This window comes from Croceicoccus esteveae (assembly GCF_031846435.1).
Classification (GTDB): Bacteria; Pseudomonadota; Alphaproteobacteria; order Sphingomonadales; family Sphingomonadaceae; genus Croceicoccus; species Croceicoccus esteveae.
Genome location: NZ_JAVRHS010000001.1, coordinates 559534 through 581350, shown reverse-complemented (window position 1 = coordinate 581350; position 21817 = coordinate 559534). Strand labels below are relative to the sequence as shown.

Sequence of the window (21817 nt, the reverse complement as noted above, 5' to 3'; positions counted from 1 at the left end):
GCGTTGGCAGGCCATCGCGCTTGATCTGAAGCGCAGTTTTGCGCAGGGATGGTGGCATGGCGCTTTCCCCGCAATGGCTTGATGAACTGCGCTCGCGCGTGACGCTGTCGGCCATAGTGTCACGCAATGTGCGGTTGCAGAAAGCCGGGCGCGAGTTTCGCGCCTGCTGCCCCTTTCACAATGAAAAAACGCCCAGCTTCTACGTCAATGACGAAAAGGGGTTTTACCACTGCTTTGGCTGCGGAGCGCATGGCGACGCGATCAGCTGGTTGACCGATCAGGGTGGCTTGCTCTTCATGGATGCAGTAAAAGACCTTGCTGTCGATGCCGGCATGGAAGTTCCTGCACCTGATCGTCATGCAGCACAGGCCGCTGACCAGCGCGCGACCTTGCACGAAGTATTGGCAGCAACGCAGGACTGGCTGGTGGGCAATCTGCAAGGCGACACGGGCACAGCCGCACGGCGCTATCTTGCGCAACGCGGGATCAGCGACAGCACCGTGCAGCTGTTCGACTTTGGCTTTGCCCCCGATGCGCGCAACGCCATGCGCAGCGCCTTGTCGCAGCATGGGGACGAACTGCTGATCCAGGCAGGCCTGCTGATCGAGGTCGACAGCAAGGAGCCCTATGACCGGTTTCGCGGACGGCTCATGCTGCCGATCCACGACCTGCGCGGCCGAGTGATCGGGTTTGCCGGCCGAGTGCTTGAGGGCAGCAGCGCCGCGCAGGCGCGGCACGCTCCCAAATATCTGAATTCGCCTGAAACGCCGCTCTTCGACAAGGGGCGCACGCTTTACAATCTGCACCGCGCCGCGCCCGCTGCACGCAAGACGGGCAGGGTCTGTGTCGTCGAAGGATACATGGACGTCATCGCGCTTGCCGAAGCCGGTATTGCCGAAGTCGTAGCACCGATGGGAACGGCGCTGACGCCGGACCAGCTGGCACTTTTATGGCGGCTGGCTCCCGTGCCGATCCTGTGTTTCGATGGCGATGCGGCCGGTCAGCGTGCGGCCATGCGCGCGCTGCACGCTGCGCTGCCGCTGCTCAAGCCTGGTCACAGCCTCAGTTTTGTGACCATGCCCGACGGCCAGGATCCCGATGACATCCTGCGTGCGCAAGGTCCCGCCGCGCTGAAGGCGCTGCTGGAGACCGGCGAAGGAATGATCGATTTCATGTGGCGGCTTGAGCATAGCGCCCAGCAACTTCATACGCCGGAACAAAAAGCAGGGCTGAAACAGCGTCTGCTGGATCTGCTGGAAACCATCGCGGACCGGGACATCCGGGCACTGTACCGGCGTGACTTGCTCGACCGTTATGGCGACTTTGCTTTTCCTCGTCGCAAGCAGGGGCACAACCAGCAGCCGGCCGGCAATCGACCCTGGCGTCCCCGCGGCAGGTTTCAACCTGCTTACAAGGACATTGCCGCGCCGTCGCCGCGCGCATTTGCTAACACGCATGCCGCTATCCGCCACAGGTTGACAGCAGCGATCATCCTTGGCCTGTGCCGCCACCCCACAGCGCTGCTTGCACAGGCAGAGCGGCTCGTTGCATTCCAGCCTGACTGCGCTGAACAGGCACGGCTGCTGGATGCAATGCTGGCGATGTCAGAAGATGGAACGCTTCAGGCAAATGACCTTGCAAGCATTGACATCGCATCCATATTGCAGGTTCGTGGGATAGCTCTACCCGACAGGGATACGATCGGCGGCATGCGATTTGCCTTCCTGACCGATCACGCCACAGAGCATGATGCCACGCAGGAACTGTCGGACGCCATTTCCCTGATGGTGGAGAAACCGGCGATCGAGGCTGCGTTGAACGATGCGACCGCCCGTTTTGCGCATGATCCGGAAGGATCGTGGGCAGAGCAGCAGCGCTTGCTCAACAGAAAACTGGAATTTGAACGCCGTCTTGTGCAATTGGCCGCAACTCGTGGTTCATCCGTTGATCCTGCGGATGCGTCGATGACAGAAAGCAGAACGACCGAACATGGCTGACAATGGTGAAACAGGCGATGCGCCGCTCATTGATCTTAATGAAGCGTCGATCAAGAAACTGATCGCGCGCGCCAAGAAGGATGGCGTCATTACCTATGACGAGCTTAACGAGGCGCTGCCGCAGGACCAGATGTCGTCGGAGCAGATCGAGGATGTGATGTCCGCATTGAGCGACATGGGTGTCAACATCGTCGAAAATGATGATGACGCCGATTCCGATAGCGACGGCGACAGCGCCGAAGTTGAGGAAATCGCATCGGCCGACGAAGAGCTGGACGAGGAAAAAGTCGCCAAGAAGGACCACAAGTCTCCGGTCAAGAAAGAGACGGTTGAACGCACCGATGATCCGGTGCGGATGTACCTGCGCGAAATGGGCGCCGTCGAACTCCTGAGCCGCGAGGGCGAAATTGCCATTGCCAAGCGGATCGAGGCCGGGCGCGACATGATGATCATGGGACTGTGCCAGAGCCCGATCACCTTCCACGCCATCATTCACTGGTCAGAAGCGCTTAACAACGAAGAGATGCAGCTGCGCGAGATCCTCGATCTTGATGCCATGCTGTCAAAAGAGCCGGCGCCTGAAAGCCTCGAGGATGAGGACGACGGGAAGGATGGTGAAATCTCCGAGGAAACCGCCGGACCGTCGTTCAAGGACGACGATGATACCGAAGAGAGCGGTTCCGAAGACGGCGAGCAGGGCGAGACATCGCGTCGCGACGACGATGATGATGAGGACAACACGCTTTCACTCGCGCAGATGGAAGCGGCGCTCAAGCCCGATGCCATCGCGCGGTTTGCCCGCATTGCAGCCTTGTTCGGCGAATTCGAAAAGCTGCAGAACGATCGTGTCGAGGCGCTCGGCCGCGGTGAAGTCTTTCCCGCCAAGCGTGAGAAGAAATACGAAAGCCTGTCGGAAGAGCTGACGGCCGAAGTTGAAAGCATGCAATTCCACGCGACCAAGATCGAGTTCCTGGTCGACAATCTTTATGCGTTCAACCGACGCCTGACTGCGCTTGGCGGGCAGATGTTGCGCCTTGCCGAGCGGCACAAGGTGAAGCGGGCCGATTTCCTCAAAGCCTATGTCGGACACGAGCTTGATGAAAGCTGGCTGTCGGACATGGCCGGCAAGGACAAGAAGTGGAAGGCCTTCGCCGACAAGGAGGCCGACGCGGTCGACCGCATCCGCGTCGAGATTGCCGATATCGCCAGCCAGACCGGCATGAGCCTGCCCGAGTTCCGCCGCATCGTGAACATGGTGCAAAAGGCGGAACGCGAAGCGCGGATCGCGAAGAAGGAAATGGTGGAAGCCAATCTGCGGCTCGTCATCTCCATCGCGAAGAAATACACCAATCGCGGGTTGCAGTTCCTCGACCTTATCCAGGAAGGCAACATTGGCCTGATGAAGGCGGTCGACAAATTCGAATATCGCCGTGGTTACAAGTTTTCGACCTATGCGACCTGGTGGATCAGGCAGGCGATTACCCGCTCCATCGCCGATCAGGCGCGCACGATCCGCATTCCCGTCCATATGATCGAGACGATCAACAAGCTGGTGCGCACCAGCCGCCAATTCCTGCACGAACAGGGCCGCGAACCGACGCCTGAGGAAATGGCGGAACGCTTGTCCATGCCGCTCGAAAAAGTGCGCAAGGTGATGAAGATCGCCAAGGAACCGATCAGCCTTGAAACGCCGATCGGCGATGAGGAAGATTCGCATCTGGGCGACTTCATCGAAGACAAGAACGCGATCATTCCGGTCGATGCCGCCATTCAGGCCAATCTCAAGGAAACGGTTACCCGCGTCCTTGCCAGCCTGACTCCGCGCGAAGAACGCGTGCTGCGCATGCGGTTCGGCATCGGCATGAATACCGATCATACATTGGAGGAAGTTGGTCAGCAGTTCAGCGTGACGCGCGAACGCATTCGCCAGATCGAAGCCAAGGCGCTCCGCAAGCTGAAGCATCCCAGCCGCAGCCGCAAGATGCGCAGCTTTCTGGATCAGTGACGAGGGAATGACACTGGCGCTGCAAAGCTCCGGTCCTTATGAGCCTGTGTAACAAGCCTGCGTATCGTGAGCCGATCATCATGCGAATAGCCATTGCGTCAGACCATGCTGCCTTCGAAGTGAAGGCTCAGCTTGTGCAATGGCTTGCAGACAATGGCTACCACGTGCTTGACCTTGGCCCCGATAGTCCTGCCCGGGTGGATTATCCGGATTTCGGTTACAGACTGGCCGCTGCGCTGGTCGATAAGTCCGTGGAACGCGCAATCGCTCTGTGCGGCTCCGGGATCGGCATTTCCATGGCGATGAACCGGGAGCCGAAGGTGCGCTGCGCATTGGTGTCGGAACCATTGTCCGCTGCGCTGGCGCGCGAACACAATGACGCCAACGCGCTTGCCATGGGTGCGCGCCTGATCGGTCTGGACATGGCGCAGGCCTGCATTACCGCTTTTTTGCACACTGATTTTGCCGCAGGACGTCATGCCGCGCGTGTCGACAAGCTTGCCCATCCACCCACTTTGCCCAATGTTGTCTGAACGGGAATACACGATGAACACGCAAACCAAGATCCGTGCGACCGGCTTCTTTTCAGACGGGGTGGCCAGCTCCGATCCGGCGGTGGCAAAAGCCATCGATGCCGAACTCGCGCGCGAGCAGAAGCAGATCGAACTGATTGCTTCTGAAAACATCGTCTCGCGCGCGGTGCTGGAAGCGCAGGGTTCGGTGCTGACCAACAAATATGCAGAAGGTTACCCCGGCAAGCGATATTATCAGGGATGCGGCCCCTCCGACGCTGTTGAAACGCTCGCCATTGACCGGGCTTGCGAGCTGTTCGGTTGCGGCTTTGCCAATGTGCAGCCCCATTCCGGCGCACAGGCAAATGGCGCGGTCATGCTGGCTTTGGTGAAGCCGGGGGACACCATTCTGGGCATGAGCCTCGATGCCGGCGGCCATCTCACCCATGGCGCGCGTGCAGCCATGAGCGGCAAATGGTTCAACGCTGTGCAATATGGCGTGAAGCGCGACACGCATCTCATCGACTATGATGATGTCGAGCGGCTGGCCAAGGAGCATCAGCCAAAGCTCATCATTGCCGGTGGCAGCGCTTATCCGCGGATTATCGATTTTGCCCGCATGCGGCAGATCGCCGATATGGTGGGTGCGATGCTGCATGTCGACATGGCGCATTTCGCAGGGCTCGTCGCTGGCGGCGTGCATCCCTCCCCGTTCCCGCACGCGCATGTCGTGACGACCACCACGCACAAGACATTGCGCGGCCCGCGTGGCGGCATGATCCTGACTGATGATGAAAAGCTTGCAAAGAAGCTCAACTCCGCAGTGTTTCCCGGTTTGCAGGGCGGCCCGTTGATGCACGTGATCGCCGCAAAGGCAGTGGCTTTTGGCGAAGCGCTGCGCCCGGAATTTCGCGATTATGCGGCAAAGATCATCGATAATGCAAAGGTGCTGGCAGCGACCCTGCAGGAGCGCGGCGCGGCAATCGTGGCGGGCGGTACAGATACACATGTGGTGCTGGTCGACCTGACGCCGCTGGGCGTGACCGGCAAAGATGCGGATGAGGCGCTGGAACGTGCCGGCATCACCTGCAACAAGAACGGCATTCCGTTCGATCCGCTGCCGCCGGTCAAGACGAGCGGCATTCGGTTGGGCACGTCTGCTGGGACCACCCGCGGCTTCGGCTCCGAAGAGTTTCGGCAAGTTGGCAACATGCTTGCAGACGTGCTTGACGGTCTTGCCGCCAAGGGCGAGGCAGGTGACCCTGACGTGGAACGCAAAGTGAAGCAAAGCGTCGAGGCTTTGTGCGATCGTTTTCCGATCTACGGTTGAGGAGCAGGATGATGGATGATTTCAACAATCGCAACAAGAACGGCGGTTTCGGGCAGAACATGACGCCGGAGACTAGGCAGGCGCTGAAATGGGGGGCAATCGGCGCGGTGATCGCCATTCCCGTGCCGTTTGTCGGACCAGTCATCGGCGGATTGATCGGTGGCGGGTTGGGATATGCCAGGGCAAAAGGAAAGTTCTGATTGCGCTGCCCGTTTTGTGCGCATGAAGACAGTCAGGTAAAGGACAGTCGGCCGACAGAGGACAACACCTCCATTCGGCGGCGACGGCAATGCGAAGGTTGCGGCGCGCGGTTTACCACCTTTGAACGCATACAATTGCGTGAAATAACAGTGCTGAAGAGTGGCGACCGGCGCGAGGCTTTCGACCGCAGCAAGATCGAGCTTGCCGTTGCGCTTGCCTGCCGCAAGCGTGGCGTCGCGCAGGATCGTATCGACCGGCTGGTGTCCGGCGTGCAGCGCCAGGTTGAAACCAGCGGCGACACCGAGATGCCCGCCAGCCGCATCGGCGAAATGGTCATGGAAGGGCTGCGCCATTTGGATACGGTCGCTTATATCCGCTTTGCCAGCGTCTATCGTGATTTCTCCGAAGCCCGCGATTTCGAGCAATTTGCCAGCACCATTGCCGATCCTGCGTTCAAGTAATGAACAGCAGGACAGATAGCTCTCTGTCGATGCCACCTGTCATCGTGCTCGTCCGGCCGCAGCTTGGTGAGAACATCGGCAAGGCAGCGCGGGCAATGCTGAATTTCGGTCTGACGCAGCTGCGGCTTGTCGCTCCGCGCGATGGCTGGCCAAACCCGGCCGCCGGACCTGCGGCAGCTGGCGCCGATATGGTCCTGGAGCGGGCAGCAGTATTCAACTCGGTCGCAGAGGCAGTGGCGGATTGCAATCATGTGCACGCCACGACGGTGCGCAAGCGCGGCATCTCCAAACCGGTGCTGGACCCTGTGGGTGCTGCGATGCGGATACACCAGGACAAGGGCCGCCACGCCATCCTTTTTGGCCCTGAACGCTCCGGCCTCGAGACAGACGATGTGGCGTTGGCCCGCACCATCATCACTATCCCGATCAATCCGCAGTTCGGCTCGCTCAATCTTGCGCAGGCCGTTATTCTGCTGGTTTATGAATGGTCAAAGACACAGCATCTTGCCCAACCGACTTTGACACAGGAGCTGCCGCCGGCGCCGCAGGAGGAGCTTGACGGCCTGATCGCCCAGCTTGAAGCCATGCTGGAGCCGGCAGGCTACTTCAGCCCTTACAGCCGCGAAGTTGCGACACGGCGTACATTGCACACGGTGCTGACGCGCCCTGGCTGGAACCATCTGGAAGTGCGCACGATGCGCGGAGTGCTGACGACGCTGGCAAGACAGCGCCGTAACGACGAGAGCCGCAGCTGATCAGGCTGACCGCAACGCATCCCAATGATCAAGTTCATAGGCAATGGAAGTTTCGACCACATCGTCCCAGATCCGCGCGACAAAGCCAGCCGGCATGTCTGAACGCTGCGCAGCCATGGTTGCTGCAGTAATGACTTGCTGCTTGCGATCTTCATCCCTGACGCTGTCGCGCGTGGGCTTGATCCGCGCGGCCGCACGCATGTAGCCAAAACGTCGGGCAAGCAGATCGACGAGCTGGCGGTCGAGCTCGTCGACCCCGGCGCGAACCTCGGCCATGGTGGTGCAATCGTCAGCGGCGATAATCGGATCGTTCATCTGCTCCTACTGCCGATGGCAGCCCCGCTTGTCGAGCAGCTTGACGAAAGCAAGGCAATCTGCGAAGCGCGCGATCACGCAAATCATGAGGCCCCACATCCCGGTGAAGTGGTGGCCATCTCGGGCATGTCGGTCCGCAGGTGCGATACCGGGTTCAAGCGCCGCCACGAAGGCGGTGTTCGCAAAATGGAGAATGACATGTCAAAGCGCAAAAGCGCCAAGCACAAGCTTGATCGCCGCATGGGCGAAAACATCTGGGGCCGTCCCAACAGCCCCGTCAATCGTCGGTCGTACGGACCTGGTCAGCACGGCCAGCGTCGCAAGAGCAAGGTCAGCGATTTTGGTCTGCAGCTGCGCGCCAAGCAGAAGCTCAAGGGCTATTATGGCGATGTGACTGAAAAGCAGTTCAAGCGCACCTATCAGGAGGCTGCCCGGATCAAGGGCGACACCGGTCAGAACCTTATCGGCCTGCTTGAGCAGCGCCTCGACATGATCGTCTACCGTGCCAAATTTGCGCCGACGGTGTTTTCCGCTCGCCAGATTGTCAGCCACGGTCACATCCGCGTAAACGGCGTCAAGTGCAACATCGCCTCGCGCCGCTGCTTTGCCGGCGATGTCATCAGCCTTGGCAACAAGGCCAAGGAGATGGCGCTGGTCATCGAGGCTCAGAGCCTGCCAGAGCGCGAGATTCCGGAATATGTGGCAGTAGATGGCAATGACAAGGTGACATTCGCCCGCGTCCCGACGCTGGATGAGGTGCCTTATCCGGTCAAGATGGAACCCAATCTGGTGGTTGAATTCTATTCACGCTGACCGACGGTTTGCACCAGAACATGTGTGACAAAAAAGGGCAGGTTCTCCTGCCCTTTTTTCATGCCAGGATCCGGTGACAAGAAGACGATACCCAAGGTACATCTTGCAGAACCATTCATCTGCCATGGTAGCGCGTGTGGAAAGTGCGCGCGAACCGGTCAAACTGTCTGGCTGCGATCGCGTCGCGCATGGCCTGCATCAACTGCTGGTAAAAAGCGATATTGTGCTCAGTCATCAGCATCGCGCTCAGGATCTCGCCGGAACGCACCAGATGGTGCAGGTAAGCACGGGTGTATCTGGCGCAGGTGGGGCAGGCGCACCGATCGTCGAGTGCGGCCTGATCTTCAGCGAAGCGCGCGTTGCGCAGGTTGATCGGCCCCTGCCAGGTAAAGGCCTGGCCATTGCGGCCTGATCGTGTCGGCAAGACACAATCGAACATATCAACGCCGCGGGCCACAGCGCCGACCAAATCATCTGGTTTGCCTACCCCCATCAGATAGCGCGGCCGGTCGGTCGGCAGTTGGCCGGGTGCAAAGTCAAGCGTGGCAAACATCGCCTCCTGCCCCTCGCCCACCGCCAGCCCGCCAATTGCATACCCATCGAAGCCAATGTCGATGAGCCGCTGCGCCGATGCCGCGCGCATGTCCTGATCCAGCGCACCTTGCTGGATACCGAACAAGGCAGCGCTGGCGGCATGCGGCTCACCTGCATCAAAAGCATCGCGACTGCGCCTGGCCCAGCGCATTGACCGGTCCACCGAGGCAGCGATGGCGTCGTGGCCCTGCTCTACGCGCGGGCATTCATCAAATGCCATGACGATGTCGGAGCCGAGCAGCCGCTGGATTTCCATGGATCTTTCGGGAGTAAGTTCATGCCGCGATCCGTCGAGGTGGCTTTTGAACACCACCCCATGCTCGCTGATCTTGCGCAGATCGGAAAGGCTCATCACCTGATAGCCGCCGCTGTCGGTGAGGATCGGCCGATCCCAACCCATGAAGCGATGCAGCCCGCCCAGCCGCGCCACCCGCTCTGCACCTGGCCGCAGCATCAGGTGGTAAGTGTTGCCAAGAATGATGTCCGCGCCCGCTTTGCGCACATCCTCCACTTTCATGGCTTTTACCGTAGCTGCCGTACCGACCGGCATGAAAGCGGGCGTGCGGATCGCCCCACGTTGCATCCGGATCTCGCCGGTGCGGGCAAGGCCGTCGGTTGCCGCTACGGCAAAGGAAAAACGCGTCATTCCGCCGCTCTTAACGAACAGGCGGTGCGCCGTCACGCAGCGAACGGAAACTTATCGACCAGCGCGTATCTGTCTGCGGCAGGATGGAATGCTCCCAAAGCTCTCGCGCTGGCCCTTTCAGACGATAAGCACGGCCAGCATCCAGCTTTACAGTCGCACGATCAAAGCCGCATGTCTTGCGCCGGCGCAGCCGCAGTTCGGCCGATGCGCCGAAACTTACGCCCAGGATCGTGTCGAAGACCGGCCGGTCACGGTGCCACCCGATCCCGGCGCCAGGATCATAGCGGATCAGCAACGCCTGTTCAAAGCGGCTCGCTTCTTCATCAAAAGCATTTGCTACGCACATGCGCAGATCGACAAGCCATACGGGCATCTGCTCCTCCTTGCGCAAGCCGCCGCCTGCAAAGTCATAGTGCCAACCGAAGGAACGGGTAAGCCGCTTGCCTGCCCACTGCCCGTAACGAAATGGCGCCAGTCCGCATGTATCGATCAGTCCCGTGATGTCGCGCGCCGCGCTGTCACCAACTATCCGCCCACACAGCGTCAGCCCATCAGGTGCTGCTGCCAGGACGGGTGCAGATTGCGGCATATTGCCAAACAAATCGTGCTGTGTTGCCATGGCTCCTTCTATGGGGAGTGCTCCTGAACACGGCAACAGCTTCACACCTGCTCCCGATGGGCTATGCGCAGCCAGATGGATATCGAGCTTTCTATCATCATTGTGCTCACGCTGGTCGCATTGCTGACTGGTTTCATCGATTCTATTGCCGGTGGCGGCGGCCTGATCATGATGCCGGCACTGCTGTTTGCCGGGTTGCCTCCACAACTGGCCCTTGGCACCAACAAGATCCAGTCGGTGTTCGGCACTTCGATGGCTTATCGCAATTATGCGCGCGCGGGTCTGGTCGAATGGCGGAAGGAGAAATGGCTGGCGCTGCTGGCCTTTGCAGGAGCGGCCATCGGTGCCCTGGTGGTGCAGCAGGTATCCGCCCGTGTCCTGGAACTCATCGTGCCGTTGTTTTTGCTGGCAGTGGCGATCTATGTCATTGCATCACCGCGCATGGACGATGCACAGGCGCATCAGCGGCTCACCCGCAAGGGCTATGCTCCTGTCGTTACCGGTATCGGCTTCTACGATGGTTTCTTCGGTCCCGGGACCGGCAGCTTCCTTGCCGCTTCGCTGGTCGGCCTGCGCGGTGAAGGGCTGACCCGCGCGACAGGCCATGCCAAGCTGTTCAACATGCTGACCAATCTGGGCAGCGTCATCGTCTTTGCCTTTGGCGGCAAGATCATCTGGTTGCTCGGCCTGTCGATGGCGGTGGGCTCCATGACGGGATCGTGGCTTGGCTCGCGCACTGCGGTGAAGCACGGCGCGCGTCTGATCCGGCCGCTGCTTGTGATCATCAGCGTTGCACTGACTGCGCGACTCTTGTGGGGATGGTTCCAGGCCTGATTGTCAGAACTCGTACACCACCGTGAGCCGCGACAGCGTGTCGGTTTTGAAAGCCTTGTCAGGTGGATCGGTATCATGTTCAAGGCTGTAGGACAGTCGCGCTTTCAACCCTGAACCAATGTCCGCCTCAAGCCCGGTCAGCGATGAAAAATTCGAATTGCCCGAGCGGATGAACAGATTGGCTTCTTCGGTAAGGTTGATGATGTCCGTGATTTGCCAATCGGCGTTGAATGCGCCCAAAGCTGCCAGAAAGCTTTCCGAGCCATCGGGTGTCAGTTCCACCCGCCTGTATGCCGGCCCGCCCTTGAACGACACTTGCAGGCGGTCACGCTCGATCAGGCGGTAACCCACGCCTCCCGAAAGCGAATAGCGCGACGTGAAACCCTGAAACCGATCGCTTTCATATTGCAGCAGGGAAAACACGAAGCCTTTGTCGGAAAAATTGTAGTTTGGCTCATAAGAAGCACGATAGCGCTCGCGGGTGGTGCGGCCGGCGCTGCGTTGATAGTCCACACGGCCGGCCAGCTTGTGCCGCCAGTCGACGCCGATCCGCTCAAGCGCGAGCGCGCCTGTAAATCCGGTATTCCGCGTATTACCGGTCGATCGGAATGCGCCAAGCTCGCCCTTGCCTTCCCAAAGGTCAAACAGGCCGCCGCCATGCGCAGGCGGCGCGTCTGCCTGTGCCCGGGCGGCAAGGCGGGCGCGCTGCTTTTGCTGGAAACTGTCATAAAGGATGTCGATTTCGCGCACATCTGCCGGGTGTGTCTGACGTGCAAACTTCGTGATCGTGTCGACGGCCTCTGCATCGCCCGACGCAATTGCCGCTTCCACCATGGCGCGCACGCCTGGTGGCAATTGCGCCGCAGCAGGAGTCGTGCAGGCAAGCATCGCCATAAGCACAACCGAACCGACCTTCTTCATCACGCGGCGCTCTAGCAATCAGTCGCGCAGCCGCCAACCGGTCTTGAAGATCCATGCAATGATCCCGACGCACAGCACCAGGAACGCGATCGTCAGCCCGGCGGCAAGCTCGATGCTGACGTCCGCTTCGCCATAGAAGGTCCAGCGAAGGCCGCTCACCAGATAGACAATTGGATTGAACAGCGCGACGGTGCGCCATGGGTCTGCCAGCATGTCGATCGAATAGAAAGTGCCACCCAGAAAAGTCAGTGGCGTAAGCACCAGCAGCGGAATCATCTGTAGCTTTTCAAACCCTTCCGCCCATAGTCCAAGAATGAACCCGAACAGGGAAAAGGCGCAGGCGACTAGGATGATAAAGCCGAAAGCCAGCACCGGATAGGTGATGTGGTAGTCGACAAAGACCGTGGCGGTCACAAGGATGATCGCGGCAAGGATGAGGGATTTCGTGATTGCAGCGCCGATAAATCCGATGAGCGTCTCGGCAACGCCGACCGGCGCTGATAACAGTTCGTAAATGGAGCCGGTGAACCGGGGCATATAGATGCCGAAGCTGGCGTTCGACGTGCTTTCGGAGAGGAGAGTAAGCAGCAGCAAGCCCGGCACGATGAACGCGCCATAGCTGACGGTGCCGACGCTTTCCATGCGGCCACCAATGGCAGCACCAAACACGATGAAGTACAGACAGGTGGTAATGACCGGCGAAATGATCGTGCCGAACACCGCGCGCCACGCCCGATACAGTTCGTTGCGGTAAATGGCCCAGGCACCGGTTGCATTGAAGCTGCCCATCATCGAGCCGCTCCCGCGCCATTTTCCACAAGGTTCACGAAGATATCCTCCAGGCTCGATTCGCTGACATCGAGCGCGGTGAAAACGATGTCATGTTCCACCAGCATCCGCGCAAGCTCGGCAATCTCCTGCTTGCCTTTGCCCGACCCGTCGCCGCCCCTGTAACACAGCACGCTGCCGCCTTGCGTCAGCGTCGCGTTCATAGCCGCGATTGGGGGCGGCAGCATCGCGAGGGGCTCTGCCAGGGTGAACCGCGCTTCTGTCCGGCCAAGCCTTGCCATCATGGCTGCCTTGTCATCCACCAGCAGGATGCGGCCCTTGTCGATGATGCCGACACGGTCGGCCATTTCCTCGGCCTCTTCAATGTAATGCGTGGTAAGAATGATGGTGGTGCCGGTATCACGCAGTGTGTCAATCAGCCGCCACATGTCCCGGCGCAGTTCGACATCGACGCCAGCGGTCGGCTCATCGAGAAACAGCAGTTCCGGATCGTGCGCCAGCGCCTTGGCAATCAGCACGCGGCGCTTCATGCCACCCGACAGGGTGCGGATCTGCGCATCGCGCTTGTCCCACAATTGCAGCGAGCGCAGCACCGTTTCCACCCGGCCAGGATCAGCAGGTGCGCCGAACAGACCGCGGGAAAAGGCGATGGAGCGCCCGACCTTTTCAAAGATGTCGAAGCCCAGTTCCTGCGGCACCAGCCCGATGCGCCTGCGAATGCCGCGCCAATCGTGCCGCATGTCCTTGCCAAAGGCCATGATGGTGCCCGATGTCGGCCGTACCAACCCGCATACCGCGCCGATCAGCGTGGTCTTGCCCGCGCCATTGGGGCCAAGCAGCGCAAAGATCTCGCCCTTGCCAATGGCAAGATCGGCATGGTCGAGGGCAGTGACGGCAGGCGCGCCGCCGCGGGCCGGATATTGCTTGGTCAGGCCGCGTATATCAAGAACGATGTCCATCGCCGGCGTAGTGCGGGCAGCGCGATCCGATTGCAAGCCGTCTGACCGATTGCAATCGGTCAGGGGATGAGCAGCGATGCATCGCCATAGCTGTAAAAGCGGTAATCGCTTGCGATCGCGTGGGCGTAAGCCGCCTGCATCCGCTCCAGCCCCATCAGCGCGCTTACCAACATGAACAGCGTGGAACGCGGCAGATGAAAATTCGTCATGAGACCATCCACTCCGCGAAACCGGTAGCCCGGCGTGATGAAAATGGCCGTGTCTCCTTCAAAGGGCTGGATTGTTCCAGCTTCATCACAGGCGCTTTCCAGCAGCCGGAGCGAGGTAGTGCCCACGCAGATGAGCCGCCCGCCATCCTGCCGCGCCTTGTTCAGCCGTTCGGCAGTGGCAGCGTCGATCCGGCCCCATTCGGCATGCATGACATGGTCGTTGGTATCATCGGCCTTGACCGGCAGGAACGTGCCCGCACCAACATGCAGGGTCAGGAGTTCGCGGGCAATTCCCGCCGCCTCCAGCGATGCCAGCAGTTCAGGCGTGAAGTGGAGCGCTGCGGTCGGAGCCGCGACTGCGCCGTCCCGGCTGGCAAACATCGTCTGATAATCGGTGCGATCCGCTTCATCAGGCGTGCGCCGTGCCGCGATGTAGGGCGGCAGAGGCATCGTTCCTGCCCGTTCCAGCAACAGCTCGACCGGCTCGTCACCTGCGAAGGCCAGCGTCCAGCTGCCATCGGGGTGGCGTTCTTCGGCAAGCACGGCGACGTCATTGCCGAACGCGATCGTCTCTCCTGCACGCAGACGCCGGCCATTGCGGACGAAGGCCTGCCAGCGGCGCAGATCGAGCCGCTTGTGCAGGGTGACGCCAAGCCTTGCCTGCCCACGCCGCCCTTCCAGCTGCGCAGGAATGACCCGCGTATCGTTGAAGATGAGAACATCGCCTGCCCTCAGAGCCGACGGCAAGTCGCGCACTGACCGATCCACCACCGGCGATCTGCCATCCACGACAAGCATGCGGGCGCTGTCACGCGGACGGGCCGGACGCAGGGCGATCCGGTCTGTCGGCAGTTCAAAATCAAAATGATCAACACGCATGGTGCGCGTGTAAGGATGGGCGGCAAAACTGCAAGCGGATCGCCGCCCGGCCACACCGGCAGCACACCGGCAGGCAGGCCACTCACCGTCAACTGCCGGCGATCGCGCCACTCACATGATGGATGCCGCCGGCTTACTCCGCGATTGGCGCATTCAGCATGTCGACCGTCGTTTCGCCCCGATCGGGAGAGGCAAGATCAGGCCGCGGCTTGCCCTCGCTTGCCAGCGACGCCTGCACGATACGGGTCGGACTGGCTGGCGGTTCACCCCTCGCGATGACATCGACCTGATCCATTCCGGCAATGACGCGGCCAAAATTGGTGTAATTGCGATCGAGCGACATGCGCGGATAGAACACGATGAAGAACTGGCTGTTGGCGGAATCAGGCTCTGCTGTACGGGCCATGGATACACTGCCGCGCAGGTGCGGGACCTGGTTGAATTCGGCCGCAAGATCGGCAAGCTGGGAGCCGCCTTCGCCAGTCCCGGTCGGGTCACCGGTCTGTGCCATGAACCCCTCGATCACCCGATGGAAGATGACGCCATCGTAAAAGCCCTGTCGAGCAAGCGTCTTGATCCGTTCCACGTGACCCGGCGCCCAATCGGGCTTCAGCCGGATGGCGACTCGACCGCCATTTGACAGATCGAGCAGGAGGACATTGTCAGGATCTGCAGCGATATCGGCGTCCACCAGCCAGTAGCTTTGCTGGGCTGAAGGCGTAGCGACCGGCGCATCCTGCGCAAACGCCGGCGTCGACAGGACAAGGGCCGGGCCAAGCAGGCCTGCGGCGAAACGACGCATCTTCATTGAAGGCACTGCACCTTTCCGGCCAATATCGCGGCCATGTTCTTCGTTATGATATGTCAGGGCCAGGACGTCAGGGCCAGGCAGTGACGATGGTGTGGTAGCCTGTCAAAGCTGACAAGGTAATGAACGTCTGTGCATCACGGCATGAATTTAAAGACTGCCCTTCTGGCCATGGGCAGCGACATGGGCGATGACTTGTTCGCGGACCGCGCTGCTGACAAATGGTGTGATGTCGCCGCCAAACCAGGCGATCTCCTTGACCAGCTTCGATGCGATTGGCTGCAGGCTGACGTCGGCCATGAGGAAGACAGTCTCGATGGCATCGTTCAACTGCTGGTTCATGCCGGCCATCTGATATTCATATTCAAAATCGGCAACTGCCCGCAATCCGCGCACGATCATGGTCGCGCCCTGTGCCTCGGCAAACTTGATGAGCAGGGCATCGAACGGGACGATGTCGATATTGTCGAGCTCCATGCGCGCCACCTCTTGTGCCACCATGGCGTTACGCTGTTCGGTAGTGAACATCGGGTTCTTCGATGGATTGGTCGTGATGCCGATTATCAGCCGGTCGACCAGCTTTGACCCGCGGCGGATGATGTCGCAATGCCCCCGCGTGATCGGATCGAAAGTGCCGGGGTAAAGACCCACGCGCTGCCTGCCTGGCTCAACCTCTTGCTGCGCGACCATGGTTTCCCCCTTCATGTCCTTACCTGCAAACCCCTGATCGCGACTGCCGGCCATCTTTCACGATCGGTCATTTTTTGCGTGCGATCGTGAAACGCGCCACGTCGCGCAGCAGGTCCGCTTCTGGTCCATGATCGGCAAGATGCGCAATCGCCTGTTCCACCAGCGCCTGCGCCTGATCGCGAGCACGAGCGGGCCCGAGCAGGGACACAAAGGTTGCCTTGCCTGCCAGCGCATCCTTGCGCAGCGCCTTGCCCGCAAGGTGTTCGTCGCCTTCATGATCCAGCAGATCATCCGCAATCTGAAATGCAAGCCCGACATCGCGCGCATACATGCGCAGCGGCTTGCGCGCTTCTGAAGAAACGCGGCCAAGGATTGCGCCCATTTCGACAGAAGCAGTCAGCAGCGCGCCGGTCTTCAACTGCTGCAGGCGCGTAACGGTAGGAAGGTCAAAGATCTGGTGTTCAGCAGCAATGTCCATCATCTGCCCGCCTGCCATTCCGGCAAGGCCACTGGCTCGGGCAAGCGCGGAGACAAGATCGGAGCGGGTGACCGGATCGTCGCTGATATCGTGCGAGCCCAAGATCTCGAAGGCCAGCGCATGGAGCGCATCGCCTGCAAGCACGGCTGTGGCTTCATCAAAAGCGCGATGCGTGGTCAGCTTGCCGTGCCGCAATTCATCGTCGTCCATGCATGGCAGGTCGTCATGAATGAGAGAATAGACGTGTATCGATTCGAGCGCGCATCCGACCTTCACCGATACATCGCGATGAACATCGAACATTCCGGCGGTTGCCACGCACAGCAATGGCCGCATCCGCTTGCCGCCGCCGATCGCTGCGTAACGCATCGCTTCGACAAGCTGGCGGCGCGGATCGGACGGAATTGGCAGCAACGCATCGAAGCAACAATCGACCTCCTGCGCTATGCGCTCAAGCGCAGCCGGCAGAGTGTCGGTGGCGTGGACCATGGACACGTTCACCCAACGCCCGGCTCATCAAAGGGGCGGGTTCCCGCTGCCTTGCCGTCTGCATCAGCCACGATGGCTTCGATCCGCGCCTGCGCTGCGTCAAGCCGCGATTGGCAATGCTTGCGCAGCTTTTCTCCGCGCTCGTAGAGATCGATCGATTCGTCGAGCGCGGCCTCCCCACCTTCGAGGCGGCGCACAACCTCCTCAAGCTGCTTGAGCGCAGCTTCGTAGCTCAGCGCGGTGATGTCCTGATTGCCCTCATCCATGATGGTGCAGCTTTGGCGGTGTGGCGCAGCATGGTCAAGAGAGGGGAAAAGTTCTGGAACGATGATGGTAGCTTGGGTTAAGGCGCCGAACATGCCCCAGACCCCAGATCCGATCACCGCCCAGACCGTTGCCGCGCACGGGCTTTCCCCAGAAGAATACGACCGGGTGCTCCATGCGCTCGGGCGGGAACCCAATCTCGTCGAGCTCGGCATCTTTTCCGTGATGTGGTCAGAGCATTGCAGCTACAAATCCAGCCGCTTTCACCTGAAGCGCCTGCCAACCGAAGCGGAATGGGTCATCTGCGGCCCTGGTGAAAATGCCGGCGTCATCGATATCGGCGAAGGGCCAGACGGCAGCAGGCTTGCCTGCATCTTCAAGATGGAGAGCCACAACCACCCCTCCTACATCGAACCGTATCAGGGAGCGGCGACTGGCGTTGGCGGCATCCTGCGCGATGTGTTCACCATGGGCGCGCGGCCGGTTGCGAACATGAACGCCCTGCGGTTCGGATCGCCGGACCATCCCCGGATGAAGCATCTGGTGAAAGGCGTCGTCGCTGGCATCGGTGGCTATGGCAATTGCGTGGGCGTACCCACGGTGGGCGGCGAAACGAACTTCGACCCTGCCTATGATGGCAACATCCTGGTGAACGCGATGACGGTCGGCATCGCAGAACAGGATCGCATTTTCTATTCTGCTGCGACCGGCGTGGGCAATCCGATTGTCTATGTCGGATCGAAAACCGGGCGCGACGGCATCCATGGTGCCACCATGGCCAGCGCTGACTTTGACGAGAACTCCGATGAGAAGCGCCCCACGGTGCAGGTGGGCGACCCGTTCACTGAAAAACTGCTGATCGAGGCATGCCTGGAGCTGATGGCGACCGATGCCATCGTTGCCATTCAGGACATGGGCGCGGCGGGCCTCACCTCCTCCAGCGTGGAAATGGCGACGAACGGCGGCACCGGCATCACGCTCGACATGGGCGCGGTGCCCTGCCGCGAGGAAGGTATGACGCCTTACGAAATGATGCTGTCCGAATCGCAGGAACGCATGCTGATGGTGCTGAAACCCGGCCGCGAAGCCGAGGCAGAGGCGATCTTCCGCAAATGGGAGCTGGACTTTGCCGTGATCGGCACCGTTACCGACACCGGGCGAATGGTGCTCACTTTCAAGGGCGAGACCGTTTGCAACATTCCTCTGGGTCCGCTGGCCGACGATGCACCGCAGTACGAGCGCCCTTATATTACGCGCGAAGAATACCGGACCTGGGCGCAGGTCGAACCTCTTGGGCAGGTGGAGGAAAGCGCCGACCTTGGCGCGGACCTGCTGGCCATGATGGGCAGCCCTGCCCTCGCCTCCCGCCGGTGGATCTGGGAACAATATGATTCGCAGGTCGGTGCAGACACGATGCAGCGTTCGGGCGGCGATGCCGCCGTGGTGCGGATCCATGGCACGCAAAGGGCGCTGGCGATCACTACCGATTGCACGCCGCGCTATTGTTTTGCCGATCCTTACGAAGGCGGCAAGCAAGCCATTGCCGAAGCCTACCGCAATCTTTGTGCAGTGGGTGCACGACCATTGGCAGTGACCAATTGCCTCAATTTCGGCAATCCTCAGCGGCCCGAAATCATGGCGCAGTTCGTCAACTGCCTCGAAGGCATGGGCGATGCGTGCCGGGCGCTGGCTTTCCCCATCGTCAGCGGCAATGTCAGCCTGTATAATGAAAGCAAGGCGACCGGCGGCGGTTCGGCGATCCTGCCGACGCCTGCCATTGGCGGCGTCGGCGTTCTTGAAGACAGCAGCCGCATGGCCACTATCGCTTTCAAGAATGCGGGCGATGCCATCTGGCTGATCGGCGGGCATGGCACTGATCTTGGCCAGTCACTCTGGCTGCGCGATGTGCAGGGCCGCAACGCGGGTGCGCCTCCCGAAGTGGACCTGAAAAAGGAGTTTCGAAACGGCGAACTGATCCGTGCCATGATCACAGGCGGCATGCTCAACGCCGTTCACGATGTATCAGACGGCGGCCTGCTCGTGGCACTGGCGGAAATGGCGCTGGCAGGCAATCTTGGCGCTGATATCGATCCGCTCACCACCGGCGAGGCATTCGCCGAGGATCAGGGCCGTTATGTCGTGACCACCCCTGCCGGGGCTGCCGACCTCGAAGGGGCGCTGCGAATCGGCACCGTTGGCGGGGATGTCATCAGCGGTGTTGACCTTCCCACACTGCGCAGCGGACATGAGCGGTTCTTTGCCGATTGGATGGACGACTGAGAGCCGATTGGCAGCTTGGTTATCCCGGCCTGCAAGAACCGATGCTTCTGATGTGTCAGTCCACCCAGTCTTCGCGCGCAATATCGAGCAATTGCAGGATTGCGGTCAGGTCGCCCCGCTCAACCCAGCCGTTGGCGGCGGTTCGCGCCGCAGGTTTCGCCCGATAGGCAATGCCGTAATCGGCCGCCTGCAACATCGGAATGTCATTGGCACCGTCGCCCAGAGCCATGCTGCGCGCGCCGTCGCCAAGCCGGGCCTGTTCTTCTTCAAGCACGCGCCGCTTTGCAGCGGAGTCCACAATCGCTCCTGTAAGTGTTCCGCTCAGCCGGCCATCAGCGGCGCCGAGCCGATTTCCGACCACACGGTCAAAGCCGATCATCTCGGCAACAGGATCGGCAAAGCTGTGGAACCCGCCGGTGACAAGTATGCTGCGCGTCCCGCGCGCAGCCAATGTGCGCACCAGAACACGTGCGCCCGGTGTCGGCACGATCCGTTCAGCCAAGCATTGCGCGATGCAATCCTCAGGCAGGTCGGCAAGCAGGCCGACCCGCTCTGCGAGCGCGGCGGCGAAGTCGATTTCCCCATTCATCGCCCGTTCGGTGATGGCAGCAATCTGCGGCTTCACACCGGCATAATCGGCGAGCTCATCGATGCACTCCTGCCCGATCATCGTGGAATCCATGTCGGATACAAGAAGATGCGGCACTGTAATGAGATGATCCGCCATCAGCAGGTCGCACGGGCCGAAAGCTTCGTCCAGAATTTGCACCACGGCAGTCCGGTCCCCTTCGGGCAGAAGGATCTGCAACGTATCGCCGCAAAACTCCAGCATCGCTGCTTCGGCGACAGGCCAGCCCCGGCGCGCCAACTGCGCAGAAGCGGCATCAAGTGCGGTTTCAAGTCGGTCCTTGTCTGCTAACAACCGCACGATGAGCAATGTCTGGCACTCCGCAAAAGACGGTGGGACAAAACCGCCGCTCGCGCTCATCGCAGGGCCGACCGCCAGCGGCAAGAGCGAACAGGCCGTGCGCCTGGCCTTGCGTTTGCAGGACAGGGGGCAGCCTTCTATCATTATCAATGCCGACAGCGCGCAGGTATATGGCGACCTTCGTGTGCTTTCAGCGCGGCCTTCGGTTCACGACATGCACGGTATCGAGCATCGGCTGTTCGGCACCTGGGATGGTGCGCAGGCGTGTTCCGCTGCCGACTGGGCCGCAGCGGCACGGGTCGAAATTGCACGTGCGCACGATGCCGGCGCGCTGCCCATTCTGGTCGGAGGCACAGGGCTTTACCTTCGCAGCCTGCTCGACGGCATCGCTCCTGTGCCGCAAATCGAGCCCGCCATTCGCGCGCAGGTCCGCGCCATGATGACCAGCGCTGCCCATGCCGCGCTCGGTAACGAGGATCCTGCCGCCGCACGGCGCCTGGCTCCTGCCGATACGACGCGCATCATGCGGGCGCTGGAAGTGGTGCGCTCCACCGGACGGCCGCTCCACGCTTGGCAGGAAAAACGCTCAGGCGGCATCAGCGAGCAGGTTCGCCTTTGGCCGGCTATCCTGCTGCCTGATCGGACAGCGCTTTATGCCCGTTGCGAAACGCGCTTTGCCAGTATGATGGACAATGGCGCGATCGATGAGGTTCGTGCCCTGCTGGCTCGCCGGCTCGACCCTGCCCTGCCGATCATGCGCGCCATTGGCGTTGCAGCCATCGCCACGTTCCTGCAACAGGAGAGCGATCGCGAGACGGCAATCACCATCGGAGCACAGGCGACTCGCCGATACGCAAAGCGTCAATACACCTGGTTTGGCAATCAGACGCCTGCCGCATGGCACTTCGCGGGTAACAATGAAGCTTTTGACACCGCCTTAAACGACATATTATTATCAAGACTGCTGTTGACATGACATAGCGTTTCACTTAGCAGTCGCACAATATTGTGAGCAAGCGGCCCGGCAGCCTGTCTTCCGGG

The 21817-nt window shown here is 60.7% G+C and carries 23 protein-coding genes; 11 read left to right on the top strand and 12 right to left on the bottom strand.

Annotation, left to right across the window (positions count from 1 at the left end; genetic code table 11):
- Positions 1-56: 56 nt before the first annotated feature.
- From dnaG to RM533_RS02725, 7 genes are all read left to right on the top strand, one after another.
- Positions 57-1997, top strand: coding sequence for a DNA primase (gene dnaG, locus RM533_RS02755; RefSeq protein ID WP_311339643.1), 1941 nt, complete (start codon positions 57-59; stop codon positions 1995-1997).
- Positions 1990-4002 (top strand): RNA polymerase sigma factor RpoD, encoded by a 2013-nt coding sequence (rpoD, locus tag RM533_RS02750; protein WP_311339642.1) that lies wholly within the window; start codon positions 1990-1992, stop codon positions 4000-4002. Before dnaG ends, rpoD begins: the two co-directional genes overlap by 8 nt.
- 80 nt (positions 4003-4082) lie before the next feature.
- Positions 4083-4535 (top strand): RpiB/LacA/LacB family sugar-phosphate isomerase, encoded by a 453-nt coding sequence (locus RM533_RS02745; protein ID WP_311339710.1) that lies wholly within the window; start codon positions 4083-4085, stop codon positions 4533-4535.
- A gap of 13 nt (positions 4536-4548) precedes the next feature.
- Positions 4549-5844, top strand: coding sequence for a serine hydroxymethyltransferase (glyA, locus tag RM533_RS02740; RefSeq protein ID WP_311339641.1), 1296 nt, complete (start codon positions 4549-4551; stop codon positions 5842-5844).
- An 11-nt stretch (positions 5845-5855) separates the two neighbouring features.
- Positions 5856-6044 (top strand): hypothetical protein, encoded by a 189-nt coding sequence (locus RM533_RS02735; RefSeq protein ID WP_311339640.1) that lies wholly within the window; start codon positions 5856-5858, stop codon positions 6042-6044.
- Positions 6045-6506: a transcriptional regulator NrdR gene (gene nrdR / locus RM533_RS02730; protein ID WP_311339639.1), complete on the top strand. Its 462-nt coding sequence runs from the start codon at positions 6045-6047 to the stop codon at positions 6504-6506.
- Positions 6506-7261, top strand: coding sequence for an RNA methyltransferase (locus tag RM533_RS02725; protein ID WP_311339638.1), 756 nt, complete (start codon positions 6506-6508; stop codon positions 7259-7261). The genes nrdR and RM533_RS02725 overlap by 1 nt, the downstream gene beginning before the upstream one ends.
- Here the strand turns inward: RM533_RS02725 and RM533_RS02720 are convergent, their stop codons facing one another.
- Positions 7262-7576: a chorismate mutase gene (locus RM533_RS02720; RefSeq protein WP_311339637.1), complete on the bottom strand. Its 315-nt coding sequence runs from the start codon at positions 7574-7576 to the stop codon at positions 7262-7264.
- Positions 7577-7774: 198 nt separating this feature from the next.
- Between RM533_RS02720 and rpsD the strand changes: the two genes are divergently transcribed.
- Positions 7775-8389, top strand: a complete 615-nt coding sequence (rpsD, locus tag RM533_RS02715) for a 30S ribosomal protein S4 (protein ID WP_311339709.1) — start codon at positions 7775-7777, stop codon at positions 8387-8389.
- Between the two features lie 115 nt (positions 8390-8504).
- Here rpsD and tgt read toward each other — a convergent pair whose 3' ends face one another.
- Both tgt and RM533_RS02705 read right to left on the bottom strand, forming a co-directional pair.
- Positions 8505-9629 carry a tRNA guanosine(34) transglycosylase Tgt gene (tgt, locus tag RM533_RS02710; RefSeq protein ID WP_311339636.1) on the bottom strand — a complete coding sequence of 375 codons (1125 nt, stop codon included), beginning with the start codon at positions 9627-9629 and terminating at the stop codon, positions 8505-8507.
- Between the two features lie 10 nt (positions 9630-9639).
- Positions 9640-10248: an alpha-ketoglutarate-dependent dioxygenase AlkB gene (locus RM533_RS02705; protein WP_311339635.1), complete on the bottom strand. Its 609-nt coding sequence runs from the start codon at positions 10246-10248 to the stop codon at positions 9640-9642.
- A gap of 75 nt (positions 10249-10323) precedes the next feature.
- Here RM533_RS02705 and RM533_RS02700 point away from each other — a divergent pair, with 75 nt between their 5' ends.
- The gene (locus tag RM533_RS02700) at positions 10324-11082 is read left to right on the top strand and encodes a TSUP family transporter (RefSeq protein ID WP_311339634.1); all 759 of its coding nucleotides are present in this window, start codon (positions 10324-10326) and stop codon (positions 11080-11082) included.
- 3 nt (positions 11083-11085) lie between these two features.
- On the opposite strand, the gene RM533_RS02695 is transcribed toward RM533_RS02700, so the two are convergent.
- The 8 genes from RM533_RS02695 to RM533_RS02660 form a co-directional block, all read right to left on the bottom strand.
- Positions 11086-12003 (bottom strand): DUF481 domain-containing protein, encoded by a 918-nt coding sequence (locus RM533_RS02695; RefSeq protein WP_311339633.1) that lies wholly within the window; start codon positions 12001-12003, stop codon positions 11086-11088.
- 18 nt (positions 12004-12021) lie between these two features.
- On the bottom strand, positions 12022-12792 hold the full coding sequence (locus RM533_RS02690; RefSeq protein ID WP_311339708.1) for an ABC transporter permease: 771 nt from the start codon (positions 12790-12792) through the stop codon (positions 12022-12024).
- On the bottom strand, positions 12792-13751 hold the full coding sequence (locus tag RM533_RS02685; RefSeq protein ID WP_311339632.1) for an ABC transporter ATP-binding protein: 960 nt from the start codon (positions 13749-13751) through the stop codon (positions 12792-12794). The genes RM533_RS02690 and RM533_RS02685 overlap by 1 nt, the downstream gene beginning before the upstream one ends.
- Before the next feature lie 59 nt (positions 13752-13810).
- Positions 13811-14839, bottom strand: a complete 1029-nt coding sequence (queA, locus tag RM533_RS02680; protein ID WP_311339631.1) for a tRNA preQ1(34) S-adenosylmethionine ribosyltransferase-isomerase QueA — start codon at positions 14837-14839, stop codon at positions 13811-13813.
- Between the two features lie 133 nt (positions 14840-14972).
- Complete coding sequence (locus RM533_RS02675; RefSeq protein WP_311339630.1) at positions 14973-15647, bottom strand: peptidylprolyl isomerase; 675 nt, start codon at positions 15645-15647, stop codon at positions 14973-14975.
- A 150-nt stretch (positions 15648-15797) separates the two neighbouring features.
- Entirely contained in the window at positions 15798-16352 is a 555-nt protein-coding gene (gene coaD, locus RM533_RS02670; protein WP_311339629.1) for a pantetheine-phosphate adenylyltransferase, read from the bottom strand.
- Positions 16353-16404: 52 nt separating this feature from the next.
- Complete coding sequence (locus RM533_RS02665) at positions 16405-17304, bottom strand: polyprenyl synthetase family protein (RefSeq protein WP_311339628.1); 900 nt, start codon at positions 17302-17304, stop codon at positions 16405-16407.
- 8 nt (positions 17305-17312) lie between these two features.
- The gene (locus RM533_RS02660) at positions 17313-17570 is read right to left on the bottom strand and encodes an exodeoxyribonuclease VII small subunit (protein WP_311339627.1); all 258 of its coding nucleotides are present in this window, start codon (positions 17568-17570) and stop codon (positions 17313-17315) included.
- Positions 17571-17661: 91 nt separating this feature from the next.
- Here RM533_RS02660 and purL point away from each other — a divergent pair, with 91 nt between their 5' ends.
- The gene (purL, locus tag RM533_RS02655) at positions 17662-19848 is read left to right on the top strand and encodes a phosphoribosylformylglycinamidine synthase subunit PurL (protein WP_311339626.1); all 2187 of its coding nucleotides are present in this window, start codon (positions 17662-17664) and stop codon (positions 19846-19848) included.
- A gap of 55 nt (positions 19849-19903) precedes the next feature.
- On the opposite strand, the gene serB is transcribed toward purL, so the two are convergent.
- A complete protein-coding gene (serB, locus tag RM533_RS02650; RefSeq protein WP_311339625.1) occupies positions 19904-20785 on the bottom strand; it encodes a phosphoserine phosphatase SerB in 882 nt (293 codons plus the stop codon).
- Between serB and miaA the strand changes: the two genes are divergently transcribed.
- Positions 20778-21752 (top strand): tRNA (adenosine(37)-N6)-dimethylallyltransferase MiaA, encoded by a 975-nt coding sequence (gene miaA / locus RM533_RS02645; RefSeq protein WP_311339624.1) that lies wholly within the window; start codon positions 20778-20780, stop codon positions 21750-21752. The genes serB and miaA overlap by 8 nt on opposite strands.
- The last annotated feature ends 65 nt before the right edge of the window (positions 21753-21817 follow it).

What these genes read in the sequence shown, in the direction of transcription:
- RM533_RS02735 (WP_311339640.1), top strand. Translation starts at nt 5,856, where the DNA reads ATGGATGATTTCAACAATCGCAACAAGAACGGCGGTTTCGGGCAGAAC.
- RM533_RS02705 (WP_311339635.1), bottom strand. Translation starts at nt 10,248, where the DNA reads ATGGCAACACAGCACGATTTGTTTGGCAATATGCCGCAATCTGCACCC.
- miaA (WP_311339624.1), top strand. Translation starts at nt 20,778, where the DNA reads ATGAGCAATGTCTGGCACTCCGCAAAAGACGGTGGGACAAAACCGCCG.
- dnaG (WP_311339643.1), top strand. Translation starts at nt 57, where the DNA reads ATGGCGCTTTCCCCGCAATGGCTTGATGAACTGCGCTCGCGCGTGACG.
- RM533_RS02690 (WP_311339708.1), bottom strand. Translation starts at nt 12,792, where the DNA reads ATGGGCAGCTTCAATGCAACCGGTGCCTGGGCCATTTACCGCAACGAA.
- coaD (WP_311339629.1), bottom strand. Translation starts at nt 16,352, where the DNA reads ATGAAGGGGGAAACCATGGTCGCGCAGCAAGAGGTTGAGCCAGGCAGG.
- RM533_RS02685 (WP_311339632.1), bottom strand. Translation starts at nt 13,751, where the DNA reads ATGGACATCGTTCTTGATATACGCGGCCTGACCAAGCAATATCCGGCC.
- tgt (WP_311339636.1), bottom strand. Translation starts at nt 9,629, where the DNA reads ATGACGCGTTTTTCCTTTGCCGTAGCGGCAACCGACGGCCTTGCCCGC.
- RM533_RS02675 (WP_311339630.1), bottom strand. Translation starts at nt 15,647, where the DNA reads ATGAAGATGCGTCGTTTCGCCGCAGGCCTGCTTGGCCCGGCCCTTGTC.
- RM533_RS02745 (WP_311339710.1), top strand. Translation starts at nt 4,083, where the DNA reads ATGCGAATAGCCATTGCGTCAGACCATGCTGCCTTCGAAGTGAAGGCT.
- RM533_RS02695 (WP_311339633.1), bottom strand. Translation starts at nt 12,003, where the DNA reads ATGAAGAAGGTCGGTTCGGTTGTGCTTATGGCGATGCTTGCCTGCACG.
- RM533_RS02725 (WP_311339638.1), top strand. Translation starts at nt 6,506, where the DNA reads ATGAACAGCAGGACAGATAGCTCTCTGTCGATGCCACCTGTCATCGTG.
- RM533_RS02720 (WP_311339637.1), bottom strand. Translation starts at nt 7,576, where the DNA reads ATGAACGATCCGATTATCGCCGCTGACGATTGCACCACCATGGCCGAG.
- purL (WP_311339626.1), top strand. Translation starts at nt 17,662, where the DNA reads ATGCCCCAGACCCCAGATCCGATCACCGCCCAGACCGTTGCCGCGCAC.
- rpsD (WP_311339709.1), top strand. Translation starts at nt 7,775, where the DNA reads ATGTCAAAGCGCAAAAGCGCCAAGCACAAGCTTGATCGCCGCATGGGC.
- queA (WP_311339631.1), bottom strand. Translation starts at nt 14,839, where the DNA reads ATGCGTGTTGATCATTTTGATTTTGAACTGCCGACAGACCGGATCGCC.
- RM533_RS02700 (WP_311339634.1), top strand. Translation starts at nt 10,324, where the DNA reads ATGGATATCGAGCTTTCTATCATCATTGTGCTCACGCTGGTCGCATTG.
- glyA (WP_311339641.1), top strand. Translation starts at nt 4,549, where the DNA reads ATGAACACGCAAACCAAGATCCGTGCGACCGGCTTCTTTTCAGACGGG.
- RM533_RS02660 (WP_311339627.1), bottom strand. Translation starts at nt 17,570, where the DNA reads ATGGATGAGGGCAATCAGGACATCACCGCGCTGAGCTACGAAGCTGCG.
- rpoD (WP_311339642.1), top strand. Translation starts at nt 1,990, where the DNA reads ATGGCTGACAATGGTGAAACAGGCGATGCGCCGCTCATTGATCTTAAT.
- RM533_RS02665 (WP_311339628.1), bottom strand. Translation starts at nt 17,304, where the DNA reads ATGGTCCACGCCACCGACACTCTGCCGGCTGCGCTTGAGCGCATAGCG.